This is a genomic window from Cellulomonas endophytica (assembly GCF_004123805.1).
GTDB lineage: Bacteria > Actinomycetota > Actinomycetes > Actinomycetales > Cellulomonadaceae > Cellulomonas > Cellulomonas endophytica.
This window is the reverse complement of the sequence record NZ_RWJX01000037.1, coordinates 1-25,486: the sequence shown is the minus strand read 5'-3', so window position 1 is coordinate 25,486 and position 25,486 is coordinate 1. Positions and strand designations below refer to the sequence as shown.

The window sequence follows — 25,486 nt, the reverse complement described above, 5'->3', positions numbered from 1 at the left end:
GGGCGTCGCGGAATGGTGTTGAGAACCGCTATCGTTGTGGCAGTTCTCCTCGTCGTCCCGGAAGGCCGTGCCATGACCCGCCCCCTCCTGCGCCGCCTCGCCCTCCCCGCGACCCTGGCGCCGGTCCTCCTCGTCGCCGCCTGCTCGAGCGGGGCGGCCGGCGCCGCGTCGGACGCCGCCTCCGACGGCACGCTGACCGTCGTCGCCTCGACGGACGTCTGGGGCGACGTCGCCGCTCAGGTCGCCGGCGAGCACGCCGAGGTCACGTCGGTCATCACGGACCCGTCCGCCGACCCGCACTCCTTCGAGCTCACCGCCCGGGACCAGCTCGCCGTCTCGCGCGCGGACCTCGTCGTCATGAACGGCGGCCACTACGACGAGTGGATGGGCACGGCCCTCGGGGCGCTGGACGCCCCTCCGGCCGTCGTCGACGCGGTCGGGACCGCCGGGGGCGACGAGCACGCCGGTGACGAGCACGCCGGTGACGAGCATGCGGAGGAGGAGCACGCGGAGGAGGAGCACGCCGAGGAGGAGCACGGTGAGGCGGCCGCCGCCTCCGCCGCCGCGCCGTCCGACGGGCACGACCACGGCGACGAGGCCAACGAGCACGTCTGGTACGACCTGCACGTCGCCGCCGCGGTGGCGCAGGCCGTCGCCGACGCGCTGTCCGACCTCGACGCCGACCACGCGGCGGACTACGAGGCCAACGCGGCCGCCTTCGTCGCGGGCGTCGAGGGCGTGGAGGCCGAGGCGGCCGAGCTGGCGACCGTGGCGGGCGGCACCTCCGTCGCCGCGACCGAGCCCGTCCCCGCCTACCTGCTGGCCGCGGCCGGCCTCGTCGACGCGACGCCGGCCGAGTACGCCCAGGCGATCGAGGAGGAGACCGACGTCCCCCCGGCGGCCATGCGCGCGATGCTCGACCTGCTGTCCTCGCGGACGGCGGCGGTGCTCGTCGAGAACGCCCAGACGAGCGGGCCGCAGACCGAGGAGGCCGTCACCGCGGCCGAGGCGGCCGGGGTCCCGGTCGTCGCCATGACGGAGACGCTGCCCGAGGGTGAGGACTACGTGTCGTGGATGTCCGCGAACGTCGCCGCGCTGCGGCAGGCTCTGGGGGCATGAGCAGCCCCGTCCCCCTCGAGCTCGCCGACGCCGCCCTGGCGTACGGCCCGCGCACGGTCTGGTCGGGCCTCGACCTCGTCGTCGGGCGCGGGGAGTTCCTCACCGTCCTGGGGCCCAACGGGTCGGGCAAGACGAGCCTCCTGCGCGCGGTGCTCGGCACGCAGCCGCTCAGCGCGGGCACGCTGCACGTCCTCGGCCGTCCGCCCCGGCGCGGCGGGCGGACCGTGGGGTACGTCCCCCAGCAGCGCCTCGTCGACCCCGTCACCCCCGTGCGCGCCCGGGACCTCGTGCGCATGGGCATCGACGGCGACCGCTGGGGCGTCGGGGGCCGGCGGCACCGGGCGCGCGTCGACGAGCTGCTGGCCGCGGTCGGCGCCACGGCCTACGCCGACGTGCCGCTGGGGCTCCTGTCCGGGGGCGAGCAGCAGCGCGTCCGGATCGCGCAGGCGCTGGGCTCGGACCCGGCGCTCCTGCTGTGCGACGAACCGCTCCTCTCGCTCGACCTGGCCCGCCAGGAGGAGGTCGTCGGCCTCATCGACGCCACCCGCCGGCGGACCGGGACCGCCGTGGTGTTCGTGACCCACGAGATCAACCCCGTCCTGCCCGTGACGGACCGCGTCCTCTACCTCGCGCCCGCCGGGCACGCCGTCGGGACGCCGGACGAGGTGCTCACCACGGAGCACCTGTCCGCGCTCTACGGCACGCGCGTGGACGTGCTGCGCGCGCAGGGCCGCGTCGTCATCGTCGGCGGCGACGAGCACGCGCACCACCTCGAGGAGGAGGTGGCGTGACCGAGGACGTGTGGTCGCGCCTCTTCTCCTTCGAGGACTACGGCGCCCTCCTCGGGCTCGTGACGAACTCCCTGGTCGCCGGCGCGGTGCTCGGCCTGGTCGGCGGGCTCGTCGGGGTGTTCGTCATGCAGCGCGACATGGCCTTCGCCGTGCACGGCATCAGCGAGCTGTCGTTCGCGGGGGCCGCGGCGGCGCTGCTGGTCGGCGCCGACGTCGTGCTGGGCTCCGTCGTGGGGTCCGTCGTGGCCGCCCTGCTCATCGGCCTCCTGGGCACGCGCGCCCGGGACCGCAACTCCATCATCGGCGTGCTCATGCCCTTCGGCCTCGGCCTGGGCGTGCTGTTCCTCGCGCTGTACCCCGGCCGCGCCGCGAACAAGTTCGGGCTGCTCACGGGCCAGATCGTCGCGGTCGACGACACCCGGCTCGGCGTCATGCTCGCCCTGTCGGCCGTCGTCGTGGCGGCGCTGGTCGTCGTCTGGCGCCCCCTGACCTTCGCCAGCGTGGACCCCGACGTCGCGGCCGCTCGCGGCGTCCCGGTGCGCGCCCTGTCGCTCGTCTTCATGGTGCTGCTCGGGCTCGCGGTCGCGATGGCGGTGCAGGTCGTGGGCGCCCTGCTCGTGCTGTCGCTGCTCATCACGCCGGCCGCCGCGGCCTCGCGGGTCAGCGCCTCCCCGATCGCCGTGCCCGTGCTCAGCGTGACCTTCGCCGTCACGAGCGCCGTGGGCGGCATCCTCCTGGCGCTGGGGGGCTCCGTCCCGATCAGCCCCTACGTGACCACCATCTCCTTCGTCATCTACCTCGTGTGCCTCGCCCTCGGCCGCCGCCGGACCCGCCGCGGCTGGGTCCGCCGCGCCTGACCCCACCGGCCCCCCCGCGCCCGGCGGCACCACCCCCCGCGCCGCCGCGCCCACGGCCGCCCCCACCGGCGGCACCACCACCCGCACCGCCGCCCCCACCGGCAGCACCACCACCCGCGCCGCCGCGCCCACGGGCGCCGGCAGCGGCGCCACCGGCACCGCCGCGCCCTCGGCCGACGCCACCGCGCCCACCACCAGCGTCGCCACCGCCGGGATCGCCGTCACCGGTGGCCACGGCGGAGGTCGCGGTACCACCCCGCGACGAGCGCGCCGTGCGCCCCCGCACGATCCCGACGAGCTCCTCGGTCAGCACCGGGTCCGCGGCACCGTCCGGGGCCCAGACGAGCCCGACGGTGACGGTCGGCGCGCCGACGACGGGCCGGTGCCGGACGTCGGCCCGGGCGTGCAGCCGCGCGAGGGACAGCGGCAGCAGCACGACGCCGACGCCGGCCGCCACGAGCTCCACCGCGTCCGCCGTCGACGCCGGTCGGCTCGCGGCCCCTCGCCCGGCCGGCTCCACCCCCAGCACGTCGTCGGCGGGGACGAGGAGGGTCTCCTCTGCCAGGTCCTCGGCCGGGACCTCGTCCGCGAGCGTCACCCAGTGGTCCTTCGGGACGACGACGACCGTGACCTCCTCGTAGAGACGGACCGCTGCCAGGCCCTCCGGCACGGGGGTACCTCGCGGCGGCACGGGCGCGAGCGCGGCGTCGCCCCGCCCCTCCTGGACCGCCCGCAGCGCCTCGGCCGCCGCGCAGGGCTCGAGGTCGAGGCGCACCTGCGGCACCCGTTCCGCCCAGACGCGCACCCAGCGGTCGGGGTGGACCCCGGGCGCCAGCAGCAGCCGGAACCCTGCCCGCCCGTCGTCCGACGCCCCCGGGCCGTCGGCCACCGCGCCGTCGTCGGGCTCGTCGTCGAGACCCCCGTCACCGGGGGCCTCGTCGCCCCACGCCTCCTCACCGGGAGCCGCTTCGCCCCGCGCCTCGTCACCGAGAGCCGCTTCGCCCCGCGCCTCCTCACCGGCCGCCACCGCGGCGTCGTCGCTCAGGTCGGGCTCGTGCGGACGTGCCGGCCGACGGCCGCCCTGCGCGCTCATGCCCGCCTCCGGAAGACGAGGTCGCGCACCTCGTGACCGAGGTCGAGACCGCGCCGCTCGAACTTCGTCTCGGGCCGTTGCGGCGGACGCGGGACCACGAAGCCGTCCACCGTGTTCTCCAGGCCGGGATCGGCGGCGAGCACCACCAGCATCGCCTCCGCGTACTCGGTCCAGTCCGTCGCCACGTGCAGCGTCCCCCCGCGCACGAGCCGCGACCGCAGGAGGGCGACGTGCTCGGGCTGGACGAGTCGCCGCTTGTGGTGCCGCGGCTTCGGCCAGGGGTCCGGGAAGAACGCGTGGACCGCGTCGAGGCTCTCCTCGGGCAGCCGCCGCCGCACGAGGTCGAGCGCGTCCCCGTGCGCCACGCGGACGTTCGACAGCCCGGCGCGCTCCACCCGCACGAGGAGCTGCGCCAGCCCCGGGAGGTGCGCCTCGACGGCCAGCCAGTCCCGGTCGGGGTCCGCCGCCGCCATCGCGACGGTCGCCTCCCCCATGCCGGACCCGATCTCGAGCACGACGGGTGCCCGCCGTCCGAACAGCCGCTCGAGGTCGAGCACCTCGCCGAGGACGTCGTGGGCACGACGCGGCATGGCCCCCTGCGCGTCGTCGTGCACCGAGAACCCCCACCGCGGCCACAGCCGGGCCAGGGCGTCCTGCCGCTCCGGCCCGAGCACCGACCGACGCGGGTGGAAGGTGCGCAACGGCTCGTGCGCCCGCGCGGCGACGTGGGAGAAGCCTCCTGCGGGACCGGTCACCTGCCGAGCGTACGGACCTCGTCCGGGCCCGAGCCATGGTGAGGGGCAGGGCGGGGGCCGGTACCTCCGGGATCCGCCTGCGGAGAGGCCCACGACATCACGGCCTGCCGCGACGTCGTGGCGTCAGCCCCACGCCACGCACTGCCGGAGGTCCGGCCGACCACCGCGCCGTCGGGTCCGCAGAACTCGTACCGGGCCTGCGGCAGCAGGTCGCGTCGGCGAGTGCTACCGGTTGCGGGGTGGGCGGGACCGGGTGGGAGCCGGCGGATCGTCAGGTGGTCCTCGTGGACGAGGTGGTGGTGGCGCAGGCAGAGCAGGACGGCGTTCTGCACGGACGTGCCTCCGCCGTGGCTCCACCAGCGGATGTGGTGGACCTCGCCCCACTGGGGTGGTCGGGTGCAGCCGGGGTAGGCGCAGTGCCGGTCGCGCGCGAACACGGCCCGGCGTATCTCGCCGGTGTAGAGCCGCTGCGTGCGCCCCACGTCGAGCGGGACCCTGTCGGCGTCCATCACGACGCGGGTGATGCGGCTGTCGCACAGGATGCGAGTCACCTCGCTGGGCGGCACCGGTGGGCCCTCCTCGAGCACGGCGGGCGGGCACGCAGCCAACCCTGCCCACGCCGACCCGGCGGTCCGCACCGCCCCTGCTCCGGTCCCGGTCCCGGTCCCGGTCCCGGTCGTCTCGTCCGCCGTGCCCGTCCCGGCCCCGTCGAGGTCGAGCCCGACCTCCAGGAGCTCCTGGGCGTGCGTGTGCAGAGCGGCGAGGGTGTCCTCGCCCAGGATCAGCGACACGTGCGGGCGGACGGCGGCACCGGAGCCCGTCTCGGGCAGGTCGAGGATGCGGCTGGCGATGGCGTCCAGGGCGTCGGCGGCGGCCTGCTCGGGGGACCGGTCCTCGTCGGGGGCCTCACCGGTGGCCTCCAAGGCCCGACGCAGGCGGGCGCCGGCCATCAGGTCGATCCGCCCCCGCAGGTGCGTCCCGTCCGGGCGGTCGGACAGGACCAGGGACCGGGCGCGGCGTTGCCCCTGGTGGTCGGCCTCCAGCGCGGGCGGGTCGATCGCCGCGACCCGCTCCACCAGCGCCCGGCGGAACGCGCGCACCTCGTGCAACCGCGCCAGCGCGGTGACCGTGTCCTGACCGGCCGGTGACGCCAACCAGTTCCGCACCGAGCCCGAGGCCCGGTCCCGCACCTGCGCGAGGACCGCCAGGTGACCGACCGGCATCAGACCCTCGGTCACGTCACGGGCGATGGAGGGCATGTCGGCCAGCGCTTCGCCCTGGGACAGCTGCTTCCTCACCTCGACCTCGTCCACCCGTGTCACCGCCGCCACCACCACCACGGTCGACCCCTGACCCGGACGACGGGGTCCGGGGGTGTCGTGATGCGCCAGCAGCACCCGCGACGCCGGACCCACCAACGCCGCCCGCACCCGCTCCACCCCGGCCAACAAGGACGTGCGCTGCACCCCCGACCACGCCTGCGGTGCCCGAACCACCGTGTCCAGCCGCGAGAGGGCGGCCAGGGCCTCCTGCACGCACGCCGACGCCGCCGCGACCTCCTCGTCGGCGGTGTCAGCGGCAGCGGCCGTGACAGCGGCGGGAAGGGGAAAGGGAGCAGGAGCGGGAAGGGGAGCGGGAGCGAGAGCGGGAGGAACGTTGCCGGGATGAGCCTCGATCGACAGAGGACCTGCTGAGGCCTCAGGCGCCGGCGCCTTTGCCGGACCGTTGGTGCAGGATGCCGCATGGCCCGCAGTGGCGCGGTCCTGGCTGACCGGAGAATTCTCCCTGTGACTTTCTTCGCGCAGCGCCGCTGCGGTCGGGGAGGCGCCGTCCTGCGTCGTCGACGGGCTCCGACCAGGGCGGATGGGCGGGGCGTCGAGCAGTGGCGACGTCTCCTCCGCCGCTGCTGTCGCCCCGTCCGCCTCGAACATGTGCACGATCCTAGGGGCGGAACGGCCACCGTGGGAATGCTCGTCGGCTATCCCCAACCGATCGGGTGACACGGTGGAGAAAGGCGCGAAAAGGAGGGGCTGTGGGCGGCTCGCGACCACGAAGAATGCAGAGACCGCACGGACTGAGGGCGGCTCGGCGGCTCGGCGGCGCAGGACCCGGTCGGCACGCCAGGTCCACCGAGGCAGGACGAGCCAGCCGGGCGCCTCGACACCCGAGCACACGACACGCGAGCAGCGCTCCCGTGGTCGCGACCGCTGCCCCCGGACCGGCTCCCCTCCGAGCGCGGGCGGTTCCCGCCGACCGATCGCGCTCGGGCCGGTCGGCCCCCTCCGGCCGGCGGTGGCGGGCACCCCGAGCCAGGTCGTCAGGAGCTCCGTCGCCCGCGGTCGTCCGACACGGGTCCACCCGCCACCGGGCCGCGCCCCCCGCGCGACCGGGCAGTAATGTCCCGGCATGGCCAAGGACAAGAAGTCGTCCAGCACCGAGAACGGCGCGAGCGGGCGCAAGGGCCCGAAGATCGCGAACGACGCCTACGAGGCGGAGCTGTTCCGGCTGCAGTCCGAGCTCGTGAAGGTCCAGCAGTGGACCCAGGCGACGGGCGCACGGATCGTCGTGCTCTTCGAGGGGCGCGACGCGGCCGGCAAGGGCGGCGCCATCAAGCGCATCACGGAGTACCTCAGCCCCCGCGTCGCGCGCATCGCGGCGCTGCCGGCGCCCACGGAGCGCGAGCGCGGCCAGTGGTACTTCCAGCGCTACGTGCAGCACCTGCCCGCCGCCGGGGAGCTCGTCCTCTTCGACCGCTCCTGGTACAACCGCGCCGGTGTGGAGAAGGTGATGGGGTTCTGCACGGACGAGGAGTACTGGCGCTTCATGCGCCAGGCACCCGTCTTCGAGCAGATGCTCATCGACGAGGGCGTCCTGCTGCGCAAGTACTGGTTCTCCGTCTCGGACGCGGAGCAGCTCAAGCGGTTCCGCTCGCGGCTCAGCGACCCGGTCCGCCAGTGGAAGCTCAGCCCGATGGACCTGGAGTCCATCAACCGCTGGGAGGACTACTCCCGCGCCAAGGACGAGATGATGGCGCACACGGACGTCCCGGCGAGCCCGTGGTTCGTCGTCGAGTCGGACATCAAGAAGCACGCGCGGCTCAACATGATCGCGCACCTGCTCTCGACGATCCCGTACCACGACGTCCCGCACGAGAGGATCGAGCTGCCGGAGCGCCCGGCCTCGTCGCGCTCCTACCAGCGACCGCCCCGCGAGCTGTCCACCTACGTCCCCGACCACGTCGCGAGCCTGCTGGGCGACCCGGAGGCCGACCGCTGACGGACGCGGACGAGGGGCGCACCCCTCGTCCCCTGCCCGGCGGGACGGCCGGCGTCAGAGCCAGCCGTTCCGCCGGAACAGCCGGTGCAGCGCCACGCAGACCGTCACGATGACGGCGACGACCGCCGGGTAGCCGTACGTCCACGTCAGCTCGGGCATGTGCTCGAAGTTCATGCCGTAGACGCCGGCGATCGCCGTCGGCACGAGCGCGATGGCCGCCCACGCCGAGATCTTGCGCATGTCGGAGTTCTGCTGCAGCGCCACGCGGCTCTGGCCGGCGGAGACGCGGGCGCTGTTCGCCTGGAGCACGTCCGTGAGCTGGTGGTCGAGCGACTCCACCGCGTCGCCGGCGCGCAGGACGTGGTCGTGGACGTCGCGGAAGTAGGGCGTGGCGGCCTCGGGCACGCCCGGGACGCCCCCCGCCGCGAGGCGCTCCAGGGGGCGCGCCAGCGGCAGGACGGCGCGCCGGAAGTCGACCACCTCGCGCTTGAGCTTGTAGATGCGCTCGGCGTGGTCGTCGTCCCCGGGGCCGAAGACCCGGTCCTCGATCTCGTCGACGTCCCCGTCGATGCCGTCGGCGGCGTCCTCGTACCCGTCGACGACGAGGTCGGCCAGCCGGTAGAGCACGGCGGCAGGGCCGAAGGTCAGGGCGTCGGTCGCCACGCCGTCGAGCTCCGCGCGCACCCGCTCGACGACCGCACCGCGCCCGTGGTGGACCGTCACGACGAACCCCGGCCCGAGGAAGACCGCGAGCTCCTCCACGTCGACCACCTCGATGCGGTCGACGTAGACCACCGGCTTGAGCACGGCGAAGACCACGTCGCCGTAGACCTCGAGCTTCGGGCGCTGGTGCGCGTGGACGGCGTCCTCGACCGCGAGCGGGGGCAGGCCGAACCGGGCGGCGGCCCGCCCGACGTCCGCCTCCGACGGCTGCGCGAGCGCCAGCCACACGAAGCCGTCGCCGTCGCGGGCCGCCACGGCGGCCACGTCCCCGGCGTCCGCGGGCGGGGTCGGCGCCACGCGGTGCCCTCGGCGGTAGCGCGTGCAGTGGTGGACGGTCGCCTCGTCGGTCGTCGTCACCCCGCACCCCTCCGTCCGCCCGCGCCGGGACCGCGCACCGCCGGCCGGCCCTCGCGCCCCACCCCGGGGCGGCCGCGCCCGGCCGTCCTCAGGACGGTGCCGCGAAGGCGGCCCACACGTGCTTCGTCTCGGTCCTGGTGTACCACCCGACGTCCTGCGCCAGGCGCCGGGCGATGAGCAGGCCGAAGCCTCCCGCTCCCGGCCGCCGCTCCCCCGCCAGCACCGGGATGCTCACCACGTCGTGGTCCGCCACGTCGAGCGCGAAGCCCGAGCCGTCGCTGAGCAGCCGCACGACGGTCGGGGGCCGCCCGTGCCGCAGCGCGTTCGTCGCGAGCTCGGAGGCCACGAGGACCATGTTCCGCGGGACGTCGTCGAGGTCGCGCGGCTCGGTGCCGACGGCGGTGATCCGCCCGAGCAGCTCCCCGCGCAGCCGCGCCAGCTCCTCGAGGGTCGTCAGCTCCCACCGGTGCACCTCCACGAAGGTCTCCGGCGGCTCCGCGCTCGGCAGACCCGCGTCGGTGGTGCGTTCCAGACCGCCCGGCTCGATGCTCACGTCGTCCTCACGTCTCGGGATCAGCGAGCACGGTACGGCCCCGGCAGGGGTGCGGCGAGCGCACCGGGCCGTCGGCGGACGGCGCCCGGCGACGGCGACGCCCGGAGGGCACGATGGGCGGATGGCAGCAGCGCGACGCCCCTCGACGGGCCGGACGGCCCGCCCGCCCCGGTGGCCCTCGTGGCCGGGCTGGGTCGCGCTGCTCACGCTGGCCGCGGCCACCGTCGCCGGCTTCGGGACCGTGGTCGCGGCCCTGCAGGCGTGGGGTGCGGGCGACCCGGCCGAGCAGAGGGGCGCGTCGACGCTCGCGGCCGTCGCCACCGTCGTCACGGTCGCGGGCGTGCTCGCCACCGTCGGGCTCGGCGGGTGGGCGGTCCTCGCCCGCCGCGGGCGGGTCCCGGGCGCCGTCGCGCTCGCGCTCCTCGTCGCCGGGATCGTCGCACTGCTCGTGCCCCGCGCGGGCTGACCCACGACGGGAGGCCCGCCGCCCCACGCCCACCTCCCGCGCCACCGCGCGCCACCGCGCGCCACCGGGGCCGCGCCGGGTGAGGATGGCGCCCATGGCACGGGTCGTGGTGACGGGCGGTAGCGGCAAGCTGGGGCGCGCGGTGGTGACGCACCTCGCCGAGCACGGGTGGGACGTGACGAACGTCGACCTCGCGCCCCCGCCGCCGGGGCAGCCCGCCGCCTTCACGCGCGCGGACCTGACGGACCTCGGGCAGGTCGTGGAGGTGCTGCAGCGGATCGACGACCGCTACTCCGGCGTGGACGCGGTCGTCCACCTCGCGGCGATCCCCGCGCCCGGCCTGCGGCCCAGCGGCGCGACCTTCGCGAACAACGTCGTGAGCACGCACCACGTCTTCCACGCCGCCCGGCTGGCGGGCATCCGGCGGGTCGTGTGGGCGTCGAGCGAGACGGTCCTCGGCCTGCCGTTCGAGACCCCGCCGCCCTACGCCCCCGTCGACGAGGAGTACGCCGTCCGCCCGGAGTCGACCTACTCCCTCGGCAAGGCGGTCGAGGAGGAGATGGCGCGCCACTTCGCGCGCTGGGACCCCGCGGCGACGCTCGTCGGGCTGCGGTTCTCGAACGTCATGGACCCCGAGGACTACGCCCGGTTCCCCTCCTTCGAGGACGACCCGGCCTCCCGCCGCTGGAACCTCTGGGGCTACATCGACGCCCGCGACGGCGCGCAGGCGGTCCGCCGGGCGCTGGAGGCGGACCTCGTCGGCTTCGAGGCCTTCGTCATCGCGAACGCGGACACGGTGATGACCACGCCCAGCGCCGCGCTGCTCGCCGAGCACTTCCCGGACGTCCCCGTCCGCGGCGAGCTGCAGGGCACGCAGACGCTGCTGAGCATCGAGAAGGCGCGCCGGCTGCTGGGGTACGAGCCGCAGCACTCGTGGCGGGACCACGTCGGGGGCTGACGCCCGACGCCGCACGCCGGACCCGCAGCCCGGACCCCGCAGACCAGCAGGACCCGCCCGGACGTCCGGACGGGTCCTGCGGGTGGTCGAGGGGTCAGCCGCGCGTCGTCCCCGGCCCACCGGCCGGCGCACCGGTCCCACCCGCGGTGGCGGCACGCTCCTCGCGCGCCTCCTCCTCGGCGAGCGTCCCCGTGGGCTCGCCGGCGGTCGTCCCGGCGCCCGCCTCGGCGGCGCGCATCTCCAGTCCGGAGCGGCGCTGCAGCGGGACCTCCTCCAGCAGGAGCACCGCGACGAGGGTCACCAGCGCGATGGGCGTCGCGACGAGGAACAGGTCCGCGACGCCGTCGCCGAACGCCTGCTCCACGACGAGGCGCAGCGGCGCCGGCAGGGTCGCGAGGTCGGGCAGGGCGCTCGTGCCGCCGGAGCCCAGCGCCGACGGGTCGACGCCCTGGGCCACGAGGCCGGAGACGATGCTGTCCTGCACCCGGGCGGCCAGCACGGCGCCGAGCGCGGAGACGCCGATCGCGCCGCCGAGGGTGCGGAAGAAGGCGATGAGCGCGCTGCCCGTGCCCATCTCGCGGAGGTCGAGGGTGTTCTGCGCCGCGAGCACGAGGTTCTGCATGAGCATGCCGACGCCCGCGCCGAGCACCGCCATGTAGAGCCCCACGAGCCAGAAGTCCGTGTCGTAGTGGATGGTCCCCATGAGGGCCAGGCCCACGACCTGCAGCACGCCGCCGAGCACCATGAAGCGCTTGTACCGCCCGGTGCGGCTGATGACCTGCCCGACGAGCGTGGAGGCCAGGAACAGCCCCGCGATCATGGGGATCGTCATGACGCCGGACATCGTCGGGCTCTGGCCGCGCGCCAGCTGCATGTACTGGCTGAGGAAGACGGACGTGCCGAACATGGAGACGCCGACGGCGATGCTGCCGACCACGGCGAGGACGAGCGTGCGGTTGCGGAACAGCGTCAGCGGGATGACCGGCTCCGCCGCCCGGCGCTCGACGAGGACCGCGAGCACGAGCACGACGAGCGAGCCGAGGAGCATCGCGGCGCTGGCGCCGGAGACCCAGTCGAAGCGGTCGCCCGCGAAGGTCACCCACAGCAGCAGGCCGGCGACGCCGACGGAGATGAGCAGGGCGCCGAGGTAGTCGATGCGCACCCGGCGCCGCTCCGGGCGCGGCAGGTGCAGCGTGCGCTGCAGCACGACGATCGCGGCGACCGCGAGCGGCAGGCCGACGAAGAAGTTCCAGCGCCAGCCGGGCCCGTCGGTGAGGACGCCGCCGAGCAGCGGTCCGCCGACCATGGCCACGGCCATGACGGCACCCATGAGGCCCATGTACCGGCCGCGCTCGCGCGGGCTGATGATGTCGGCGATCAGGACGGTGCCCAGCGCCGTGAGGCCGCCGGCGCCCAGGCCCTGGAGGGCGCGCATCCCGATGAGCTGACCCGTGCTCTGCGACAGGCCGGCCAGGGCGGACGACACCACGGAGATGACCAGCGCGACCTGGATGAGCGTCTTGCGGTCGACGAGGTCCGCGAGCTTGCCCCAGATCGGCGTGGAGACCGTCGTCGTCAGCAGCGTGGCGGTGACGACCCACGTGAAGGCGGACTGGCTGCCCTGCAGGTCGGTGATGATCCGCGGCAGCGACGACGAGACCACGCTCGTCGCGAGCACGGAGACGAACATCCCCAGGAGGATCCCGGACAGGGACTCCAGCACCTGCCGGTGCGTCATGGCGGGGGCCGCGGGGGCGGCGGTCCCGGCCGCCGCGGGGGCGGTCCGGGTGTCGGACGTGCTGGTCACAGGTGCTCTCCGGTGGTGGTGCGGTCGTGGGGGTGCCCGACGTCCTCGGCGAGCGGTGCGGCACGGGGCCGTGGGCGGTGCGGGTCGTGCCGGGCGGTCGCGAGGGGTGCGGGTCCCGGGCGGGGCGCGCAGGTCGGCCGGCGGGGTGGTCGGCGCGGGGCGTCCGGTCGGGCCGGCCGGCTCAGACGGCGACGAGCGCGTCGGCCGGGGGTGCGTCCCCCGCGGCCGGGCGCTCCTCGTCGGGGTGCGCGGCGGCCGTGGCGAGCGCACCCGCGAGGCGCTCGACCGTGCGCACGAGGTCCGCGACGTCCCGCGCGGACCAGTCCGCGAAGGCGACGTCGGTCCGCCGCCGCAGCTCGCCCTCGATCCGCGCGTGGACGCGTTCGCCGGCGGGCGTGAGGGCGACGAGCCGCGCGCGCCGGTCCTCCGGGTCGACGGTGCGCTCCGCCAGGCCGTCGTCGACCAGCGCCGCGACCTGCCGGCTGGCGACGGACAGGTCCACGCCGAGCGCGGTGGCGACCTCGGCCAGCGGCACCGCGCCCTGTCGGGCCAGCATCCGCACGATCGTCACCCCCGCGTGGGGCACGTCGACACCCTGCCGCACCGCCGTCCCGAGGTCGCGCTGCGCGCGCACGAGCCCGCGCATCGCCTCGAGGAGCTCGGCCCTCGTCCTGTCGTCCATCACCGTGCGCCCCTCTCCCTGCCGTGCGGCTCCACCGTACGGGGGATGCCTGCACCGTGCAACCTTGCATCGTGCACACGTATTCCGGGCTGCCGCTCGCGTCCCGGTCGGCAGGGGCAGCCGGGCGAGGGGCCGCCGCGCGGCGGACGCGGCCGACGAGGGGGGTCAGGCCGCGCGGGTCCGGAAGGACGTGCGGTAGTCGGCGGGCGAGACGCCCACCGCCCGGCGGAAGTGGTGGCGCAGCAGGGGCGCCCCCGCGAAGCCGCACTCGCGCGCGACGAGCTCGACCGACAGGTCCGTCTCCTCGAGCAGGTGCTGGGCGCGCAGCACCCGCTGCCCCGTCAGCCACCGCACCGGCGTCGTACCCGTCTCCGCGGCGAACCGCCGCGCGAACGTGCGCGGGGAGAGCAGGGCCCGCGCCGCGAGGGACTCGACGGTGTGCTCCTCGTCGAGGTGCCCGACGACCCACTCGAGCAGGTGGCGGAGGCTGTCGTCGCTGCACGCGGGCACGGGCTGCGGGACGAACTGCCGCTGCCCGCCGTCGCGCTGGGGCGGGACGACCATGCGGCGCGCGATGGCGTTGGCGACCGCGCTGCCGAGCTCGCGCCGGACGAGGTGCAGGCAGGCGTCGATCCCGGCGGCGGTCCCCGCGCTGGTGACGACGTCCCCCTCGTCGACGAAGAGCACGTCCGCGTCCACGGTCAGCCCCGGGAACTCCGCGGCGAGCTGGTCGGCGTGGCGCCAGTGCGTCGCGACGGTCCGCCCCTCCAGGAGGCCGGCGTCGGCGAGGGTGAAGACGCCCGAGCACACGCTGAGCAGCACGCTGCCCGCGGCGTGCGCCGCGCGCAGCGCCGCGTAGACCTCCGGCGGGTGCCCGCGCTCGGCCGTGGCCGGCACCGCCACGAGGTCCGCACCGACCAGCCCCTCGAGCCCCCGCTGCGGCACGACCGGCAGGCCGACCGACGTCCGCAGCGGCTGCCCCGCCGACGGGCCGCAGATCCGGAAGTCGACGAGCGGCACGCCGTCGTCGCGACGGTCGATCCCGAAGACCTCGCACACCACGCCGAACTCGAACGGGGTCATGCCGTCGAGCGCCAGGACCGCCACCGACCGGAGCATGGCGCGACCCTAGGGCGGTTGGCAGGATCTTGTCGAGAGGCGTCATGCCTGCCACTCGTCGGCCGGCGGCGCCCGGGCCACGGTGGTGGGCATGGAGACCACCGCCCGCACCCTCGTCGTCCTGCTCGTCCTGTGGCCCCTCGTGGTGCTCGCCCTGCGCGGCACCCGGTGGGACCCGGTCGACCGCCACCGCGCCCGCCGCGGCCGCACGAGGACCCGCACGCCCGGCCCGGCGGCCGCCCACCACCGCCCCGCCCGGTCGGTCGGGCGCGTCCCCGGCATCCCGGCGGTGCCCGCAGCGGCCCCGGCGGGCACCGCCCCGGAGGCCGTCCCGCCGGGCGTGCCGGTCCAGCGGACGGCGGCGTCCGCCCTCGCCGCGACCGGCGCGGGGCGCACCACCACCTGACCCGTCCGGCCCCGGCGGGACCCGCGCCCGGTGCCCGCGCTCCGCGCCGATGAGTTCCGGCCGCCGCGCGGGTCGGTCCGGAGGACCGCTCGGCCACCGCACCCGGAGGACGCCATGACGACCACCCCGACCCGCCGCGCCGCCACGCGGCCCGGCCGCCCGCCCGTCGTGGACCTGGCGACGTGGCAGGCCGAGCGGGACGCGCTGCTGCTGCGCGAGAAGGCGCACACCCACGAGGGCGACGCGATCGCCGCCGCCCGCCGCCGCCTGCCGATGGTCGAGGTCGACGGCTCGGTGGAGGTGGTCGGCGCCGACGGCCCCGTCCCGTTCGTCTCCCTCTTCGGCGACCGCGACGAGCTGCTCGTCTACCAGCACATGTGGCACGACGGCGCGCCGCACCAGGGCCAGTGCGAGGGCTGCACGGTCACCGCCTGGCACCTGAAGGACGTCGTCTACCTCCGGGCACGCGGGGTCTCCTTCGCCGTGCTCACGGAGGGCGCCTGGGACGAGGTGGAGCCCTACCTCGCCTTCATGGGCTACACGGAGCCCTGGTACTCCGTGCGCGGCGTGCCGGACCCGGTCGGCGAGCGCATGGGGTCGATCACGTGCTTCCTGCGCGACGGCGACCGCGTGTTCCTCACCTACTCCACGACCGGCCGGGGCGTCGAGCCGGCCTCGGGCGCGTTCGCACTCCTCGACATGACGCCGTACGGCCGCGGCGAGGAGTGGCAGGACACCCCCGACGGCTGGCCGGAGGGCCAGGGCGCCTGCTGGTACTGGCGCCTCGACGGGGACGGCGCGGGCACCTGGGGCGGCACGGGCCGCCCGGCCCCGCAGTGGACCCGTCCCGGCGTCACCCGCGAGACCACGCTCGGCCGCCAGGGCCACCACCACTGACCCCCCGAGGAGGACACCGTGACGACCGCCGTCCCCGTCGGCCGCCGATCGCTCGACGACACCTTCGCCCGCGGCCTCGACCGCGACGTGTGGCTGCCGCACTACCTGCCGCACTGGGCGGGCCTGGACGCCTCCGCCGCGACGTGGGGCGTCGCCTCCGACGGCCTGCACCTCGTCGTCCCTCCCGACCAGGGCGTGTGGTGCGAGGGCCGGCACACGCCGCCGCTGCGCGTGTCCTGCGTGCAGAGCGGCCACCTCGACGGCCAGGCGCCGTTCGTCCCGGGGCTCGCGGTGCACGAGCCCGTGGCGCCCTTCGTCGGGCTGCTCGCCGGCTACGGCCGCGTCGAGGCCCGTCTGCGGATGCGCCTGACGCCCTCCTCCATGGCGGCGCTCTGGCTCGCCGGCTACGAGGACCGGCCCGAGCGCTCCGGGGAGGTCTGCGTCGTCGAGGTCTTCGGCGACGCGGTCCGTCCCGCCGCGGCCGGCGCGCCCGCGACCGCCGCGGTCGGCGCCGGGGTGCACCGGTTCCGCGACCCGGCGCTGACCGAGGACTGGTCCGCGGACCGCCTGGAGGTCGACGTGTCGCGGTGGCACACCTGGGCGGTCGAGCTCGCGCCCGGCAGCACGACGGTGCTGCTCGACGGCCGGCCGTTCCGGCACGTGCCGCAGGCGCCGGACTACCCGCTCCAGCTCTTCCTCGGCGTCTTCGACTTCCCCGGCCGGGGCGCCGACGTCCCCGGGGCCGAGCCCGGCCCGGCGGCCGGCGTGCCGGAGATGGTCGTCGGGCACGTGCGCGTCGAGCCGGCGGCGGGGCAGGTCGAACGCGCGCGTCCGTAGCGGGCCTGGAGGACGGCGCCGGCTCGTCGGGGTCCCGCTCAGCGCAGGACGAGCCAGGCGCCGGCGAGGACGGTCGCGACGAGGACCACCGTCTGGAAGAGGTCCAGCGACATCCGGCGGACGACGACGCGCCCCACAGCGGCCCCGAGCAGCAGACCGGGCAGCAGGGCGGCGGACAGGCGCACGGAGTCGACGGTGATCAGGCCCAGGCCGACGCTGAAGGGCACCTTGACGACGTTCACGACGAAGAAGAACCAGGCGTTCGTGCCGAGGAAGGCGACGGCCGAGAGGCGGGCGCGCACGAGGTACAGGCTCATCATCGGGCCGCCGGCGTTGGCGACCATCGTCGAGAGCCCGGCGCCGGCCCCGAGCACGGCCCGCGCCACGCGCTCCCCCGTCCCGGCGGCCGGGAGCCGGTCGTCGACGGGTGGGCCGCCGGCGCCGGCCGCGTGCGCCGGCCGCGTGTCCCGGCCCGTGGACGAGAGCGGCACCTGCGCGGAGGGGGCCGCGGGCACGGGACCGGCCCCGGGCCGGCGGGCGGCGGCCCGGCGGCGCTGCTCGCGCCGGACGAGCTCCCAGCCGCCCGCCAGCAGGAGCAGCGTCCCGACGAGACGCCCGGCCGCAGGCCCGTCGAGCAGGCGCAGCGCGGCCCAGCCGGCGGCGAGGCCCAGGACGACGGAGGGCAGCAGCGCCCGCAGGAGCCCCCAGCGTGCCTCGCGGGCGTAGAGCCGCAGGGCCAGGAGGTCCCCGCAGATGAGGACCGGCAGCGCGATCCCGGCGGCGGCGACGGGGTCGACCGCCGTGGCGAGCAGAGCCATGCCGAACGCCCCGAGGGACGGCACGCCCGTCTTCGACATGCCGAACACGGCGGCGGCGAGGGTCCCGACGAGCAGGGCGGCCGGGTCCACGCCGTCACCGTAGACGACGCGGGGGCGGCACCGTCGTCCGGACGGGTGACGGGGGCACCGGGGCGGCGCCCTGCGTGGCGGCGGCACCCGCGCGGTGCTGGGATGGCCGGATGACCTCCTCCTCCGCCGGTGGTGCCGGCTCCGCCCGTCGGGCCGCCACCCAGGCCGGCGACAGCCGGCTCCTCGAGACCGGGGCGCGGGTCGGTCACCTGGCCTCCGCGGTCCTGCACGCGCTCATCGCCTGGCTCGCGCTGAACCTGGCCTGGGGACGCGGCGGGGGCGGCGCCGACCAGACGGGGGCGCTCACCACGCTCGCCGCCACCCCCGTCGGCACCGCGCTGCTGTGGGTGGTCGTCGTCGGGTTCGCGCTGCTCGCGCTGTGGCAGCTCGCGGAGGCGGTGGCGCGGGGCGACCTCGCGGACCGCGCGAAGTCCGTCGCGAAGGCGGTCGTCGACCTCGTGCTGGCGTTCACGGGCGTCCAGGTCCTGCGGGGGTCGGCGCAGGGCGGGTCGCAGCAGACGGAGGGCGTCACGGCGCGGCTGCTCGCCGAGCCGTTCGGGCGCGCCGTCGTCGTGCTCGTCGGGCTGGCCGTCCTCGCCGTCGCGGTGCACCACGTCGTCAAGGGGTGGCGCCGGACGTTCCTGGAGGACCTGACCGAGCACCCGGGCACCTGGGCCGTCCGCGCCGGGCGTGCCGGGTACGTCGCCAAGGGCGTCGCGCTCGCGGTCGTCGGCGCCTTCTTCGTCCGCGCCGGCGCCACGAGCGACGCCTCCCAGGCACAGGGGCTCGACGGTGCCCTGCGCTCCTTCCTCGAGCTGCCCGGCGGGCCCGTCCTGCTGACGGTCGTCGCGCTCGGCCTGCTCGCGTTCGCCGTCTACGCGGTCGCCCGCGCGCGCTACGCCCGCGTCTGACCGTCCCCGGCCGTCGCGGCACGGTCCGCCGCGCCCGTCCCGGTGCGCAACCAGCCCCACGCGAGCAGCGCGCACCCCGACCCGTTGAGCAGGCCCGCGGCGACGTCCGTCGGGAAGTGCATGCCCCGGTAGACCCGCGCGGCCCCGACGAGGAACGGCACGAGCAGGCACACCACCGTCGCCGCGACCCGCAGGCCCCGCGGTCGCACCCGCTGCGCGAGCAGGGCGAGCACCACCGCGACCGCCGCCGACGCGCCCGTGTGCCCCGACGGGTAGCCGGAGGTCGGCGGCGCCTCGTCGAGCTGCGGCACCTCGGGGCGCTCGCGGTCGACGAGCACGGCCGAGGTGAGGAACACGCCGAGCTCGAGGAGCACCGCGAGCGCCGGCACGGCGGCGAACCACCACCGGCGCGTGCGGACGGCCACGGCCACGACGACCAGCGCGGTGACGAGGGCGACGACGCCCGTCGACGCCGCGCCCGACACCACGTGGCTGACCGAGTCGAGGAACGGCGTCCGGTCCGCCGCGAGCCCCTCGCTGACGCCCTCCTCCGCCGGCAGGCCGTCGCCCGGCCCGACGACGAGCAGGCCCAGGCCCGTGACCGCCGCCCACAGGGCCACGGCGGGCGCGACCGCCCGCACGGCGAGGTCGCGCACGACGCGCCCCGGCTCCAGGTGGGCGTGCCGTGCGCGGCCGTTCGTCGGGACGAGCCGGTCCCAGCGGTGCGCGAAACCCCTCACGACGAACCCCTCTCGTGCGCGGCACGCGCCGGCGGCGGGCGCCACCGGGACCAGCCGACGTAGGACGCCGCCGTCGTCAGCGAGCCCACGAGGAGGCCGGCGAGCACGTCGGACGGGTGGTGGACGCCGAGGAGGACGCGGTCGGCGGCCGTGACGGCGACGACGGCGGCCGCGAGCGCCGCGACGAGGCCGAGCGGGCGGCGCCGCAGGACCGGCCGCAGCAGCAGGACCAGCGCGGTGGCGCAGGCGGCGCTGTTCGTCGCGTGGCCCGAGGGGAAGCTGAAGCCCGGTGCGTGCTCCAGCGCGTCCTGGACCGTGGGGCGCGCGCGCCCGACGAGGTCCTTGAGCAGCACGCCGAAGCCCCAGACGAGCAGGACGGTCGCGGTCGCCCAGGCGGCCCGCGGCCCGAGCCCGTGCCGCCGCCACAGGACGAGCGCGACGAGCGCCACCACCGCGACGAGCCAGACCGGCTGCGTCGCCTCCTGCCAGGCGACGAGCGCCCGCGGCAGCCCGGGCTGCTGGCGCGTCCAGCCCGTCGCGGCCGCCACGACGGCGCGGTCCCAGCCGACGAGCGCGTCGGACTCCGAGCGGACGAGCCAGGCGAGCGCGGCGACGGGGACGCCCGCGGCCGCGGCGACGGCGAGGGCCCGTGCGAGCGCGGCCCGCCGCCGGCGCGGTGGCAGGCCGGGGGCGTCGCGGCCGGGGGCGTCGCGGCCGGGGGCGTCGTGGCCGGGGGCGTCACGGCCCCGCTGCGCACGCCCCGTCGTCGTCATCCCGTGAGGGTAGGGGCTCGCCGTCCCGGCGGCGCGCCGCGCCTACGCTGGGACGGTGGCCACGACCCCCGCCGCACCGGGCGCGGCACCCGCCCCCGGCCGGTTCCCCCTCGTCGAGCCCGGCCCCGAGCTCGACGCCGACGGACGACGGCGCTGGGCGCGGCACGCCCTCGTCCCGGAGATCGGCCTCGAGGGCCAGCGCCGCCTGCGGGCCGCGCGGGTGCTCGTCGTCGGCGCCGGCGGCCTCGGCTCGCCCGCCCTGCTCTACCTCGCCGCGGCGGGCGTGGGGACGCTCGGGGTCGTCGACGACGACGTCGTCGAGGTCTCCAACCTCCAGCGCCAGGTCGTGCACGGCACCGCGGACGTCGGGCGGCCCAAGGTGGAGTCCGCCCGGGACGCGGTGGCCGCCCTCGACCCCGGCGTCCGGGTCGTCGTGCACCCCGAGCGGCTGACCGCCGACAACGCCGCGGCGGTCCTCGCCGGCTACGACCTCGTGCTGGACGGCACGGACACCTTCGAGAGCCGCTACCTCGTCGGGGACACGTGCGCCGCGCTCGGCGTGCCGCACGTGTGGGGGTCCGTGCTGCGGTTCGACGGGCAGGTCTCCGTCTTCTGGTCGTCGCCCCCGGCCGCGCTCGGCCCGGCGGTGACCCTGCGCGACGTGTTCCCCGAGCCGCCCCCGCCCGGGACCGTGCCCTCGTGCGCGGAGGCGGGCGTGCTGGGCGTCGTCTGCGGGGCCGTCGGCTCCGCCATGGCCCTGGAGGCCGTCAAGCTCGTGTGCGGGATCGGCGAGCCCCTGCTGGGGCGGGTCCTCGTGCTCGACGCGCTGTCCCACCGCTGGCGCGAGGTGCCCGTGGCGCCGGACCCGGGACGGGTGACGCCGGACCCGTCCGTGATCGCCGGCGGGGCGCCGGGGGCACGGACGGCGGGCGCGGTCCTCGCCGGCCCCGCCGCCGCGCCGCCCGCCGCGGCCGCGCTGCCGGCCGTCACCGCGCGCGAGCTCGCCGCGCTGCTCGCCGAGCGCGACGCCGGCACCGCGGACGTGGACCTCGTCGACGTCCGCGACCCGGCCGAGCACGCCCTCGTCGCGATCCCCGGCGCGCGCCTCGTGCCGAAGGACCGGCTGCTGGCGCCCGGCGGCATCGCCCGGCACCTCGACCCCGCCCGCCCCCTCGTGCTGCACTGCCGGTCGGGCGCGCGCTCGGCCGAGGTCCTCGTCGCGGTGCGGGAGGCCGGGCACCGCGACGCCCGGCACCTGGCGGGCGGCCTGCTCGCGTGGGTCGACGAGGTCGACCCCTCGCTCCCCCGCTACTGACCGGTCCGCGGCGGCGCGGGCAGCGGCGGGACCGCCTCGCCAGGTGTACCGGCCGGGCCGTGGTCGCCGCCGGCGAGCTGGTCGACGGCGTGGCGCAGCACGGGGCCGAGGGTCTCCAGCGCGTCGCGCACCGCCCCGAGGGAGCCCGGCAGGTTCACGACGAGGGTCGCGCCCGCCACCCCTGCCAGGCCGCGCGAGAGCGCACCCGTCACGACGCCACGGCGGACCGCGTCGGCGCGCAGGAGCTCCGGGATGCCGGGCACCTCGCGGTCGAGGAGCGGGCGCGTCTCCTCGGGCGTGCGGTCCCGCGGCGCCAGGCCCGTCCCGCCGGTGGTCACCGCGAGCGCGTCCCCACGGCCGACGGCGGCGCGGAGCGCCCCGCCCACGGGCGGCCCGTCGGGCACGACGACGGGCTCGTCGACGGCGAAGCCGAGGGCGCGCAGCCCCTCGACGAGCGCCGGGCCGCTGCGGTCGGCGTAGACGCCGGCGGCCGCCCGGTCCGAGACGGTGACCACCGTGGCGCGCGGGCCCTCAGCCACGCGTCCAGGTCCCCGAGCGCCCGCCGGACTTCGCCGTCACCACCACGTCGGTGATCGACGCGCCGCGGTCGACGGCCTTGACCATGTCGACCATCGTCAGGCAGGCGACGACGACGCTCGTGAGCGCCTCCATCTCCACGCCCGTCCGGTCGGCGGTCCGCACCGTCGCCTCCACGCGGACGCCCGCGTCGTGGACCTCGATCTCCACGTCGACGCCGTGCACCCCGACGGGGTGGCACAGCGGCACGAGGTCCGGGGTGCGCTTGGCCGCCTGGATGCCCGCGATCCGCGCCACCGCGACCGCGTCGCCCTTGGGCACGCCCTCGCCGCGCAGCAGCGCGACGACCTGGGGGGTCGTGCGGACCCACCCCTCGGCGGTCGCCGACCGCGCCGTGACCTCCTTGGCGCTGACGTCGACCATCCGCGCGACGCCCCGGGCGTCGACGTGGGTGAGCGCCGTCCCGGCGGGGGCGTCACCGGCCGCGCCCCTCGTCGTGCCGCCCGTCGTGCCGTCCGTGCCCTCCGTGCCGTCCGTGCCCTCCGTGCCCGTCACCGCGTCCCCTCCGTCAGGTCGACCACCGTCACCTCCGTGCCCGCGGGCACGTGCGTCACGTCCTCCGGCACCACGACCAGCGCGTCCGCCCGAGCCAGGGCGCCGAGCAGGTGCGAGCCGGGCCCGCCCTCGGGCGTCACGGCCGGCGGCCGCGCGTCCCGGTCGAGCCGGGCGCGGGCGTACTGCCGCCGACCGGCCGGGGACCGCAGGTCCGCCGTCAGCACCGCCGTGGTCGCCCGGCGCCCCGACCCCTCCAGCCCGCGCAGCCGCCGCAGCGCGGGCCGGACGAAGAGCTCGAAGGACACGAGGACGCTCACGGGGTTGCCGGGCAGCGTCACGACGGGCACCCCCTCGACCCGCGCGAGCCCCTGCGGCTTGCCGGGTTGCATCGCCACCGCGACGAACTGCGCCCCCGGCAGCGGGGCGAGGGCCTCCTTGACCACGTCGAAGGCGCCGGCCGAGACGCCGCCGCTGGTCACGACGAGGTCCGCCACCGCCGCGCACCGCCGCAGCACGGCGAGCAGCCCCGCGGGGTCGTCGCCCGTGCGCTCCACCGCGACGACCTCCGCCCCGGCCTCGGCCGCCGCGGCCGCGAGCGCGACGCCGTTGGAGTCGTGGATCTGGCCGTGCGCGAGGGGCTCCCCGGGGGCGACGAGCTCGTCGCCCGTCGCGACGACCGCCACGCGTGGCCGCCGGTGCACCGGCACCGTGCCGAGCCCCGTGGCGGCCAGCAGCGCGAGCTGCGCCGGTCCGAGCAGGGTCCCGGCGGTGAGCAGCCGGGCGCCCACCGCGACGTCGTCCGCGCGGCGGCGCAGGTGCCGGCCGACGGCCGTCGGCGCGGTGACCACCACGCGCTCGGTGCCCCCGTCCGTGCTCTCGACGGGGACGACCGCGTCCGCCCCGGGCGGCACCGGCGCGCCCGTCATGATCCGCACGGCCGTGCCGGGCGCGACGGGCCCGTGGCGGCGGACGTCGCCCGCGGGCACGTCGGCCGCCACCGGCAGCGTCACGGGCGTGCCCGGGGCCGCCGCGGCGACGTCGGCCGCGTGCACGGCGTAGCCGTCCATCGCGGAGTTGTCCCAGGGCGGCAGGTCCACCGCGCTCGTGACGTCCTGCGCCAGCACCAGGCCCAGCGCCTCGCCCACCGGCACCGCCACCACCGGCGTGGGCGCGACGAGCCCCCGCACCGCCGCCGCGTGCTCCTCGACCGTCCGCACCCGCACCCCTCCGTCGCCGACCGCCGTCACCGTACCGGCGCCGACGGCACGGTACGGCGGCGCCGCCGGCCGTCCCCGCTCGAGCGGGCCGGGCTGTGGGGTGGCGGACGCCACGGCGGGTCCCGGGGACGGGCGACCTATGCTCACCGGGTGGCGCCGACCGGTCCGGGCAGCACGGGCACCGTCGGCCCCGACGGCCCGGCGCGTCCGGGCGACGGGGCGACGGGCCTCGTCGACCGCTGGGGCCGCACCGCGACCGACCTGCGCGTCTCCCTCACCGACCGCTGCAACCTGCGCTGCACGTACTGCATGCCGGCGGAGGGCCTGCACTGGCTCCCCTCGCCCGAGGTCCTCACCGACGACGAGGTGGTCCGTCTCGTCGGGATCGGCGTCACCGAGCTGGGCGTGCGCGAGGTGCGGTTCACGGGCGGGGAGCCGCTGCTGCGCCGCGGGCTGGAGGCCATCGTCGGCGCGGTGGCCGCGCTGCGGACGGCGGACGGCACGCCCCCGGAGACGTCCCTGACGACGAACGGCATCGGCCTGGCCCGCCGCGCGCCCGCGCTCGCGGCCGCCGGGCTGGGGCGGGTCAACGTCTCCGTCGACAGCCTCGACCGCGCGCAGTTCGCCGAGCTGACCCGCCGGGACCGCCTGCCCGACGTGCTCGCGGGCGTCACCGCGGCCGCGGCCGCCGGGCTGCACCCGGTCAAGGTGAACGCCGTCGTCATGCGCGGCGTGAACGAGGACCAGGTCCGACCTCTCCTGCGCTGGACGGTGGCGGAGGGGCTGCACCTGCGGTTCATCGAGCAGATGCCGCTCGGGCCCGCCCACTCCTGGGACCGGGGCGAGATGGTGACGACGGAGGAGATCCTCGCCGAGCTCGCCGCCGAGTTCGTGCTGGAGCCCGTCGCCGGGCGGGGTGCGGCCCCGGCGGAGACCTGGACGGTCGCGGGGACCGGCGGGGACGGGCGGCCCGCGGCGACGGTGGGCATCATCGGCGCCGTCACCCGCCCGTTCTGCGGCGCGTGCGACCGGACCCGGCTCACCGCCGACGGCCAGGTGCGCAGCTGCCTGTTCTCCCGCACGGAGACGGACCTGCGCGCCCTCCTGCGGGACGGCGCGGCCGACGCGGAGGTCGCCGACGCGTGGCGGACCGCCATGTGGGGCAAGCCGCGGGCGCACGGCATCGACGACGAGGGGTTCCGCCAGCCCCTGCGGCTCATGAGCGCGATCGGGGGCTAGGGATGACGACAGCGGTGCTCGTGCGGTACTTCGCCGGGGCGCAGGCCGCCGCCGGCGTGCCCGAGGAGCGGGTCGAGGTCCCGCCGACGACGACCGTAGCGCAGCTCCTCGCCGACCGGGCGGCCGCCCACGGCGACGCCCTCGCCCGCGTGCTGCCGCGCTGCAGCGTGCTCGTCGACGGGGTGGTGCGCCGCGACCTCGGCTCGCCGGTCGGCGACGCGGCCGGGCTCGACGTCCTGCCGCCCTTCGCCGGCGGCTGAGGCCCCCTAGGCGCAGTCGACCCACTCGTCGGTGCCGTCGGCGAAGACCTGGCGCTTCCACACGGGCAGACGCCGCTTCACCTCGTCGACGAGGTGCGCCGCCGCCGCGAACGCCTCCTGCCGGTGCGCGGCGGAGACGGCCACCGCGAGCGCGCAGTCCCCGATGCCGAGCACGCCGAGGCGGTGCTCGACGGCGACCGCGTCGACGTCGAGGGCGGCCGCCACGTCGGCGGCGACCTCGGCGATCACCGCGGCCGCCGACGGGTGCCCCACGTACTCGATGCCGGTGACCGCGCGGCCGTGGTCGTGGTCGCGCACGACGCCGGCGAAGGAGA

Annotated in this window: 28 protein-coding genes; 13 read left to right on the top strand and 15 right to left on the bottom strand. The window is 77.1% G+C overall.

What is annotated here, in order from left to right; genetic code table 11:
* Positions 1-72 precede the first annotated feature (72 nt).
* The 3 genes from EJA20_RS11715 to EJA20_RS11705 are packed head-to-tail and all read left to right on the top strand — an operon-like array spanning position 73 to position 2,767.
* Positions 73-1,119: a metal ABC transporter solute-binding protein, Zn/Mn family gene (locus tag EJA20_RS11715; protein ID WP_240675428.1), complete on the top strand. Its 1,047-nt coding sequence runs from the start codon at positions 73-75 to the stop codon at positions 1,117-1,119.
* Positions 1,116-1,910 carry a metal ABC transporter ATP-binding protein gene (locus EJA20_RS11710; protein ID WP_129338329.1) on the top strand — a complete coding sequence of 265 codons (795 nt, stop codon included), beginning with the start codon at positions 1,116-1,118 and terminating at the stop codon, positions 1,908-1,910. Before EJA20_RS11715 ends, EJA20_RS11710 begins: the two co-directional genes overlap by 4 nt.
* A complete protein-coding gene (locus EJA20_RS11705; protein ID WP_129338328.1) occupies positions 1,907-2,767 on the top strand; it encodes a metal ABC transporter permease in 861 nt (286 codons plus the stop codon). Before EJA20_RS11710 ends, EJA20_RS11705 begins: the two co-directional genes overlap by 4 nt.
* On the opposite strand, the gene EJA20_RS11700 is transcribed toward EJA20_RS11705, so the two are convergent.
* Genes EJA20_RS11700 through EJA20_RS11690 form a run of 3 tightly spaced genes read right to left on the bottom strand, consistent with a single transcriptional unit; the run spans position 2,700 to position 6,666 of the window.
* Positions 2,700-3,860, bottom strand: a complete 1,161-nt coding sequence (locus tag EJA20_RS11700) for a LysR substrate-binding domain-containing protein (protein ID WP_129338327.1) — start codon at positions 3,858-3,860, stop codon at positions 2,700-2,702. The two genes, EJA20_RS11705 and EJA20_RS11700, sit on opposite strands and share 68 nt — an antisense overlap.
* On the bottom strand, positions 3,857-4,615 hold the full coding sequence (trmB, locus tag EJA20_RS11695) for a tRNA (guanosine(46)-N7)-methyltransferase TrmB (protein WP_129338326.1): 759 nt from the start codon (positions 4,613-4,615) through the stop codon (positions 3,857-3,859). Before trmB ends, EJA20_RS11700 begins: the two co-directional genes overlap by 4 nt.
* The gene (locus EJA20_RS11690) at positions 4,612-6,666 is read right to left on the bottom strand and encodes an HNH endonuclease signature motif containing protein (RefSeq protein ID WP_164983954.1); all 2,055 of its coding nucleotides are present in this window, start codon (positions 6,664-6,666) and stop codon (positions 4,612-4,614) included. The genes trmB and EJA20_RS11690 overlap by 4 nt, the downstream gene beginning before the upstream one ends.
* 355 nt (positions 6,667-7,021) lie before the next feature.
* On the opposite strand from EJA20_RS11690, the gene ppk2 reads away from it, so the two are divergent.
* The gene (gene ppk2 / locus EJA20_RS11685; protein WP_129338324.1) at positions 7,022-7,891 is read left to right on the top strand and encodes a polyphosphate kinase 2; all 870 of its coding nucleotides are present in this window, start codon (positions 7,022-7,024) and stop codon (positions 7,889-7,891) included.
* Between the two features lie 54 nt (positions 7,892-7,945).
* Here the strand turns inward: ppk2 and EJA20_RS11680 are convergent, their stop codons facing one another.
* The gene (locus tag EJA20_RS11680; protein ID WP_240675425.1) at positions 7,946-8,971 is read right to left on the bottom strand and encodes a magnesium and cobalt transport protein CorA; all 1,026 of its coding nucleotides are present in this window, start codon (positions 8,969-8,971) and stop codon (positions 7,946-7,948) included.
* An 88-nt stretch (positions 8,972-9,059) separates the two neighbouring features.
* Entirely contained in the window at positions 9,060-9,524 is a 465-nt protein-coding gene (locus EJA20_RS11675) for an ATP-binding protein (RefSeq protein ID WP_205687476.1), read from the bottom strand.
* Positions 9,525-9,645: 121 nt separating this feature from the next.
* On the opposite strand from EJA20_RS11675, the gene EJA20_RS11670 reads away from it, so the two are divergent.
* Together EJA20_RS11670 and EJA20_RS11665 are read left to right on the top strand one after the other, a co-directional pair.
* Positions 9,646-9,990, top strand: coding sequence for a hypothetical protein (locus tag EJA20_RS11670; protein ID WP_129338323.1), 345 nt, complete (start codon positions 9,646-9,648; stop codon positions 9,988-9,990).
* 94 nt (positions 9,991-10,084) lie between these two features.
* Positions 10,085-10,948, top strand: coding sequence for an NAD-dependent epimerase/dehydratase family protein (locus EJA20_RS11665; protein ID WP_129338322.1), 864 nt, complete (start codon positions 10,085-10,087; stop codon positions 10,946-10,948).
* 94 nt (positions 10,949-11,042) lie between these two features.
* On the opposite strand, the gene EJA20_RS11660 is transcribed toward EJA20_RS11665, so the two are convergent.
* The 3 genes from EJA20_RS11660 to EJA20_RS11650 form a co-directional block, all read right to left on the bottom strand.
* Entirely contained in the window at positions 11,043-12,686 is a 1,644-nt protein-coding gene (locus EJA20_RS11660) for an MDR family MFS transporter (protein ID WP_129338340.1), read from the bottom strand.
* A gap of 250 nt (positions 12,687-12,936) precedes the next feature.
* Complete coding sequence (locus EJA20_RS11655; protein ID WP_129338321.1) at positions 12,937-13,437, bottom strand: MarR family winged helix-turn-helix transcriptional regulator; 501 nt, start codon at positions 13,435-13,437, stop codon at positions 12,937-12,939.
* A gap of 165 nt (positions 13,438-13,602) precedes the next feature.
* Positions 13,603-14,556: a helix-turn-helix domain-containing protein gene (locus tag EJA20_RS11650; protein ID WP_129338320.1), complete on the bottom strand. Its 954-nt coding sequence runs from the start codon at positions 14,554-14,556 to the stop codon at positions 13,603-13,605.
* Between the two features lie 91 nt (positions 14,557-14,647).
* Between EJA20_RS11650 and EJA20_RS11645 the strand changes: the two genes are divergently transcribed.
* The 3 genes from EJA20_RS11645 (at position 14,648) to EJA20_RS11635 (ending at position 16,696) form a co-directional block, all read left to right on the top strand.
* Positions 14,648-14,962 (top strand): hypothetical protein, encoded by a 315-nt coding sequence (locus tag EJA20_RS11645; RefSeq protein WP_129338319.1) that lies wholly within the window; start codon positions 14,648-14,650, stop codon positions 14,960-14,962.
* A 114-nt stretch (positions 14,963-15,076) separates the two neighbouring features.
* Positions 15,077-15,859: a DUF899 family protein gene (locus tag EJA20_RS11640; protein ID WP_129338318.1), complete on the top strand. Its 783-nt coding sequence runs from the start codon at positions 15,077-15,079 to the stop codon at positions 15,857-15,859.
* 18 nt (positions 15,860-15,877) lie between these two features.
* Positions 15,878-16,696 carry a glycoside hydrolase family 16 protein gene (locus EJA20_RS11635; protein WP_129338317.1) on the top strand — a complete coding sequence of 273 codons (819 nt, stop codon included), beginning with the start codon at positions 15,878-15,880 and terminating at the stop codon, positions 16,694-16,696.
* Positions 16,697-16,734: 38 nt separating this feature from the next.
* Here the strand turns inward: EJA20_RS11635 and EJA20_RS11630 are convergent, their stop codons facing one another.
* Complete coding sequence (locus EJA20_RS11630) at positions 16,735-17,604, bottom strand: TSUP family transporter (RefSeq protein ID WP_129338316.1); 870 nt, start codon at positions 17,602-17,604, stop codon at positions 16,735-16,737.
* A gap of 110 nt (positions 17,605-17,714) precedes the next feature.
* Here EJA20_RS11630 and EJA20_RS11625 point away from each other — a divergent pair, with 110 nt between their 5' ends.
* Positions 17,715-18,515 carry a DUF1206 domain-containing protein gene (locus EJA20_RS11625; protein ID WP_129338315.1) on the top strand — a complete coding sequence of 267 codons (801 nt, stop codon included), beginning with the start codon at positions 17,715-17,717 and terminating at the stop codon, positions 18,513-18,515.
* On the opposite strand, the gene EJA20_RS11620 is transcribed toward EJA20_RS11625, so the two are convergent.
* Together EJA20_RS11620 and EJA20_RS11615 are read right to left on the bottom strand one after the other, a co-directional pair.
* Positions 18,500-19,255, bottom strand: coding sequence for a phosphatase PAP2 family protein (locus EJA20_RS11620; RefSeq protein ID WP_240675423.1), 756 nt, complete (start codon positions 19,253-19,255; stop codon positions 18,500-18,502). The genes EJA20_RS11625 and EJA20_RS11620 overlap by 16 nt on opposite strands.
* Positions 19,252-20,028 carry a phosphatase PAP2 family protein gene (locus EJA20_RS11615; RefSeq protein WP_129338314.1) on the bottom strand — a complete coding sequence of 259 codons (777 nt, stop codon included), beginning with the start codon at positions 20,026-20,028 and terminating at the stop codon, positions 19,252-19,254. The genes EJA20_RS11620 and EJA20_RS11615 overlap by 4 nt, the downstream gene beginning before the upstream one ends.
* 55 nt (positions 20,029-20,083) lie before the next feature.
* Here EJA20_RS11615 and EJA20_RS11610 point away from each other — a divergent pair, with 55 nt between their 5' ends.
* Positions 20,084-21,343 carry a ThiF family adenylyltransferase gene (locus EJA20_RS11610; RefSeq protein WP_129338313.1) on the top strand — a complete coding sequence of 420 codons (1,260 nt, stop codon included), beginning with the start codon at positions 20,084-20,086 and terminating at the stop codon, positions 21,341-21,343.
* On the opposite strand, the gene EJA20_RS11605 is transcribed toward EJA20_RS11610, so the two are convergent.
* The 3 genes from EJA20_RS11605 to EJA20_RS11595 form a co-directional block, all read right to left on the bottom strand.
* Positions 21,337-21,882, bottom strand: a complete 546-nt coding sequence (locus EJA20_RS11605; RefSeq protein WP_129338312.1) for a MogA/MoaB family molybdenum cofactor biosynthesis protein — start codon at positions 21,880-21,882, stop codon at positions 21,337-21,339. The genes EJA20_RS11610 and EJA20_RS11605 overlap by 7 nt on opposite strands.
* Complete coding sequence (gene moaC / locus EJA20_RS11600; RefSeq protein WP_129338338.1) at positions 21,875-22,303, bottom strand: cyclic pyranopterin monophosphate synthase MoaC; 429 nt, start codon at positions 22,301-22,303, stop codon at positions 21,875-21,877. The genes EJA20_RS11605 and moaC overlap by 8 nt, the downstream gene beginning before the upstream one ends.
* Positions 22,304-22,431: 128 nt before the next feature.
* Positions 22,432-23,652: a molybdopterin molybdotransferase MoeA gene (locus tag EJA20_RS11595; RefSeq protein WP_129338311.1), complete on the bottom strand. Its 1,221-nt coding sequence runs from the start codon at positions 23,650-23,652 to the stop codon at positions 22,432-22,434.
* Positions 23,653-23,802: 150 nt separating this feature from the next.
* On the opposite strand from EJA20_RS11595, the gene moaA reads away from it, so the two are divergent.
* A complete protein-coding gene (moaA, locus tag EJA20_RS11590; protein ID WP_129338310.1) occupies positions 23,803-24,891 on the top strand; it encodes a GTP 3',8-cyclase MoaA in 1,089 nt (362 codons plus the stop codon).
* A 2-nt stretch (positions 24,892-24,893) separates the two neighbouring features.
* Positions 24,894-25,151 (top strand): MoaD/ThiS family protein, encoded by a 258-nt coding sequence (locus EJA20_RS11585; protein WP_129338309.1) that lies wholly within the window; start codon positions 24,894-24,896, stop codon positions 25,149-25,151.
* Positions 25,152-25,157: 6 nt separating this feature from the next.
* Here the strand turns inward: EJA20_RS11585 and EJA20_RS11580 are convergent.
* Positions 25,158-25,486, bottom strand: a 329-nt coding sequence (locus EJA20_RS11580; protein ID WP_129338308.1) for a molybdenum cofactor biosynthesis protein MoaE, incomplete at its 5' end; no start/stop codon positions are given.

Excerpts from the sequence above, each read along its gene's own strand:
- EJA20_RS11670 (WP_129338323.1), top strand. The coding sequence starts at position 9,646 with ATGGCAGCAGCGCGACGCCCCTCGACGGGCCGGACGGCCCGCCCGCCC.
- EJA20_RS11710 (WP_129338329.1), top strand. The coding sequence starts at position 1,116 with ATGAGCAGCCCCGTCCCCCTCGAGCTCGCCGACGCCGCCCTGGCGTAC.
- moaC (WP_129338338.1), bottom strand. The coding sequence starts at position 22,303 with ATGGTCGACGTCAGCGCCAAGGAGGTCACGGCGCGGTCGGCGACCGCC.
- EJA20_RS11625 (WP_129338315.1), top strand. The coding sequence starts at position 17,715 with ATGACCTCCTCCTCCGCCGGTGGTGCCGGCTCCGCCCGTCGGGCCGCC.
- EJA20_RS11655 (WP_129338321.1), bottom strand. The coding sequence starts at position 13,437 with ATGGACGACAGGACGAGGGCCGAGCTCCTCGAGGCGATGCGCGGGCTC.
- EJA20_RS11715 (WP_240675428.1), top strand. The coding sequence starts at position 73 with ATGACCCGCCCCCTCCTGCGCCGCCTCGCCCTCCCCGCGACCCTGGCG.
- ppk2 (WP_129338324.1), top strand. The coding sequence starts at position 7,022 with ATGGCCAAGGACAAGAAGTCGTCCAGCACCGAGAACGGCGCGAGCGGG.
- EJA20_RS11645 (WP_129338319.1), top strand. The coding sequence starts at position 14,648 with ATGGAGACCACCGCCCGCACCCTCGTCGTCCTGCTCGTCCTGTGGCCC.
- EJA20_RS11640 (WP_129338318.1), top strand. The coding sequence starts at position 15,077 with ATGACGACCACCCCGACCCGCCGCGCCGCCACGCGGCCCGGCCGCCCG.
- EJA20_RS11660 (WP_129338340.1), bottom strand. The coding sequence starts at position 12,686 with ATGACGCACCGGCAGGTGCTGGAGTCCCTGTCCGGGATCCTCCTGGGG.
- EJA20_RS11650 (WP_129338320.1), bottom strand. The coding sequence starts at position 14,556 with ATGCTCCGGTCGGTGGCGGTCCTGGCGCTCGACGGCATGACCCCGTTC.
- EJA20_RS11585 (WP_129338309.1), top strand. The coding sequence starts at position 24,894 with ATGACGACAGCGGTGCTCGTGCGGTACTTCGCCGGGGCGCAGGCCGCC.
- EJA20_RS11700 (WP_129338327.1), bottom strand. The coding sequence starts at position 3,860 with ATGAGCGCGCAGGGCGGCCGTCGGCCGGCACGTCCGCACGAGCCCGAC.
- EJA20_RS11615 (WP_129338314.1), bottom strand. The coding sequence starts at position 20,028 with ATGACGACGACGGGGCGTGCGCAGCGGGGCCGTGACGCCCCCGGCCAC.
- EJA20_RS11665 (WP_129338322.1), top strand. The coding sequence starts at position 10,085 with ATGGCACGGGTCGTGGTGACGGGCGGTAGCGGCAAGCTGGGGCGCGCG.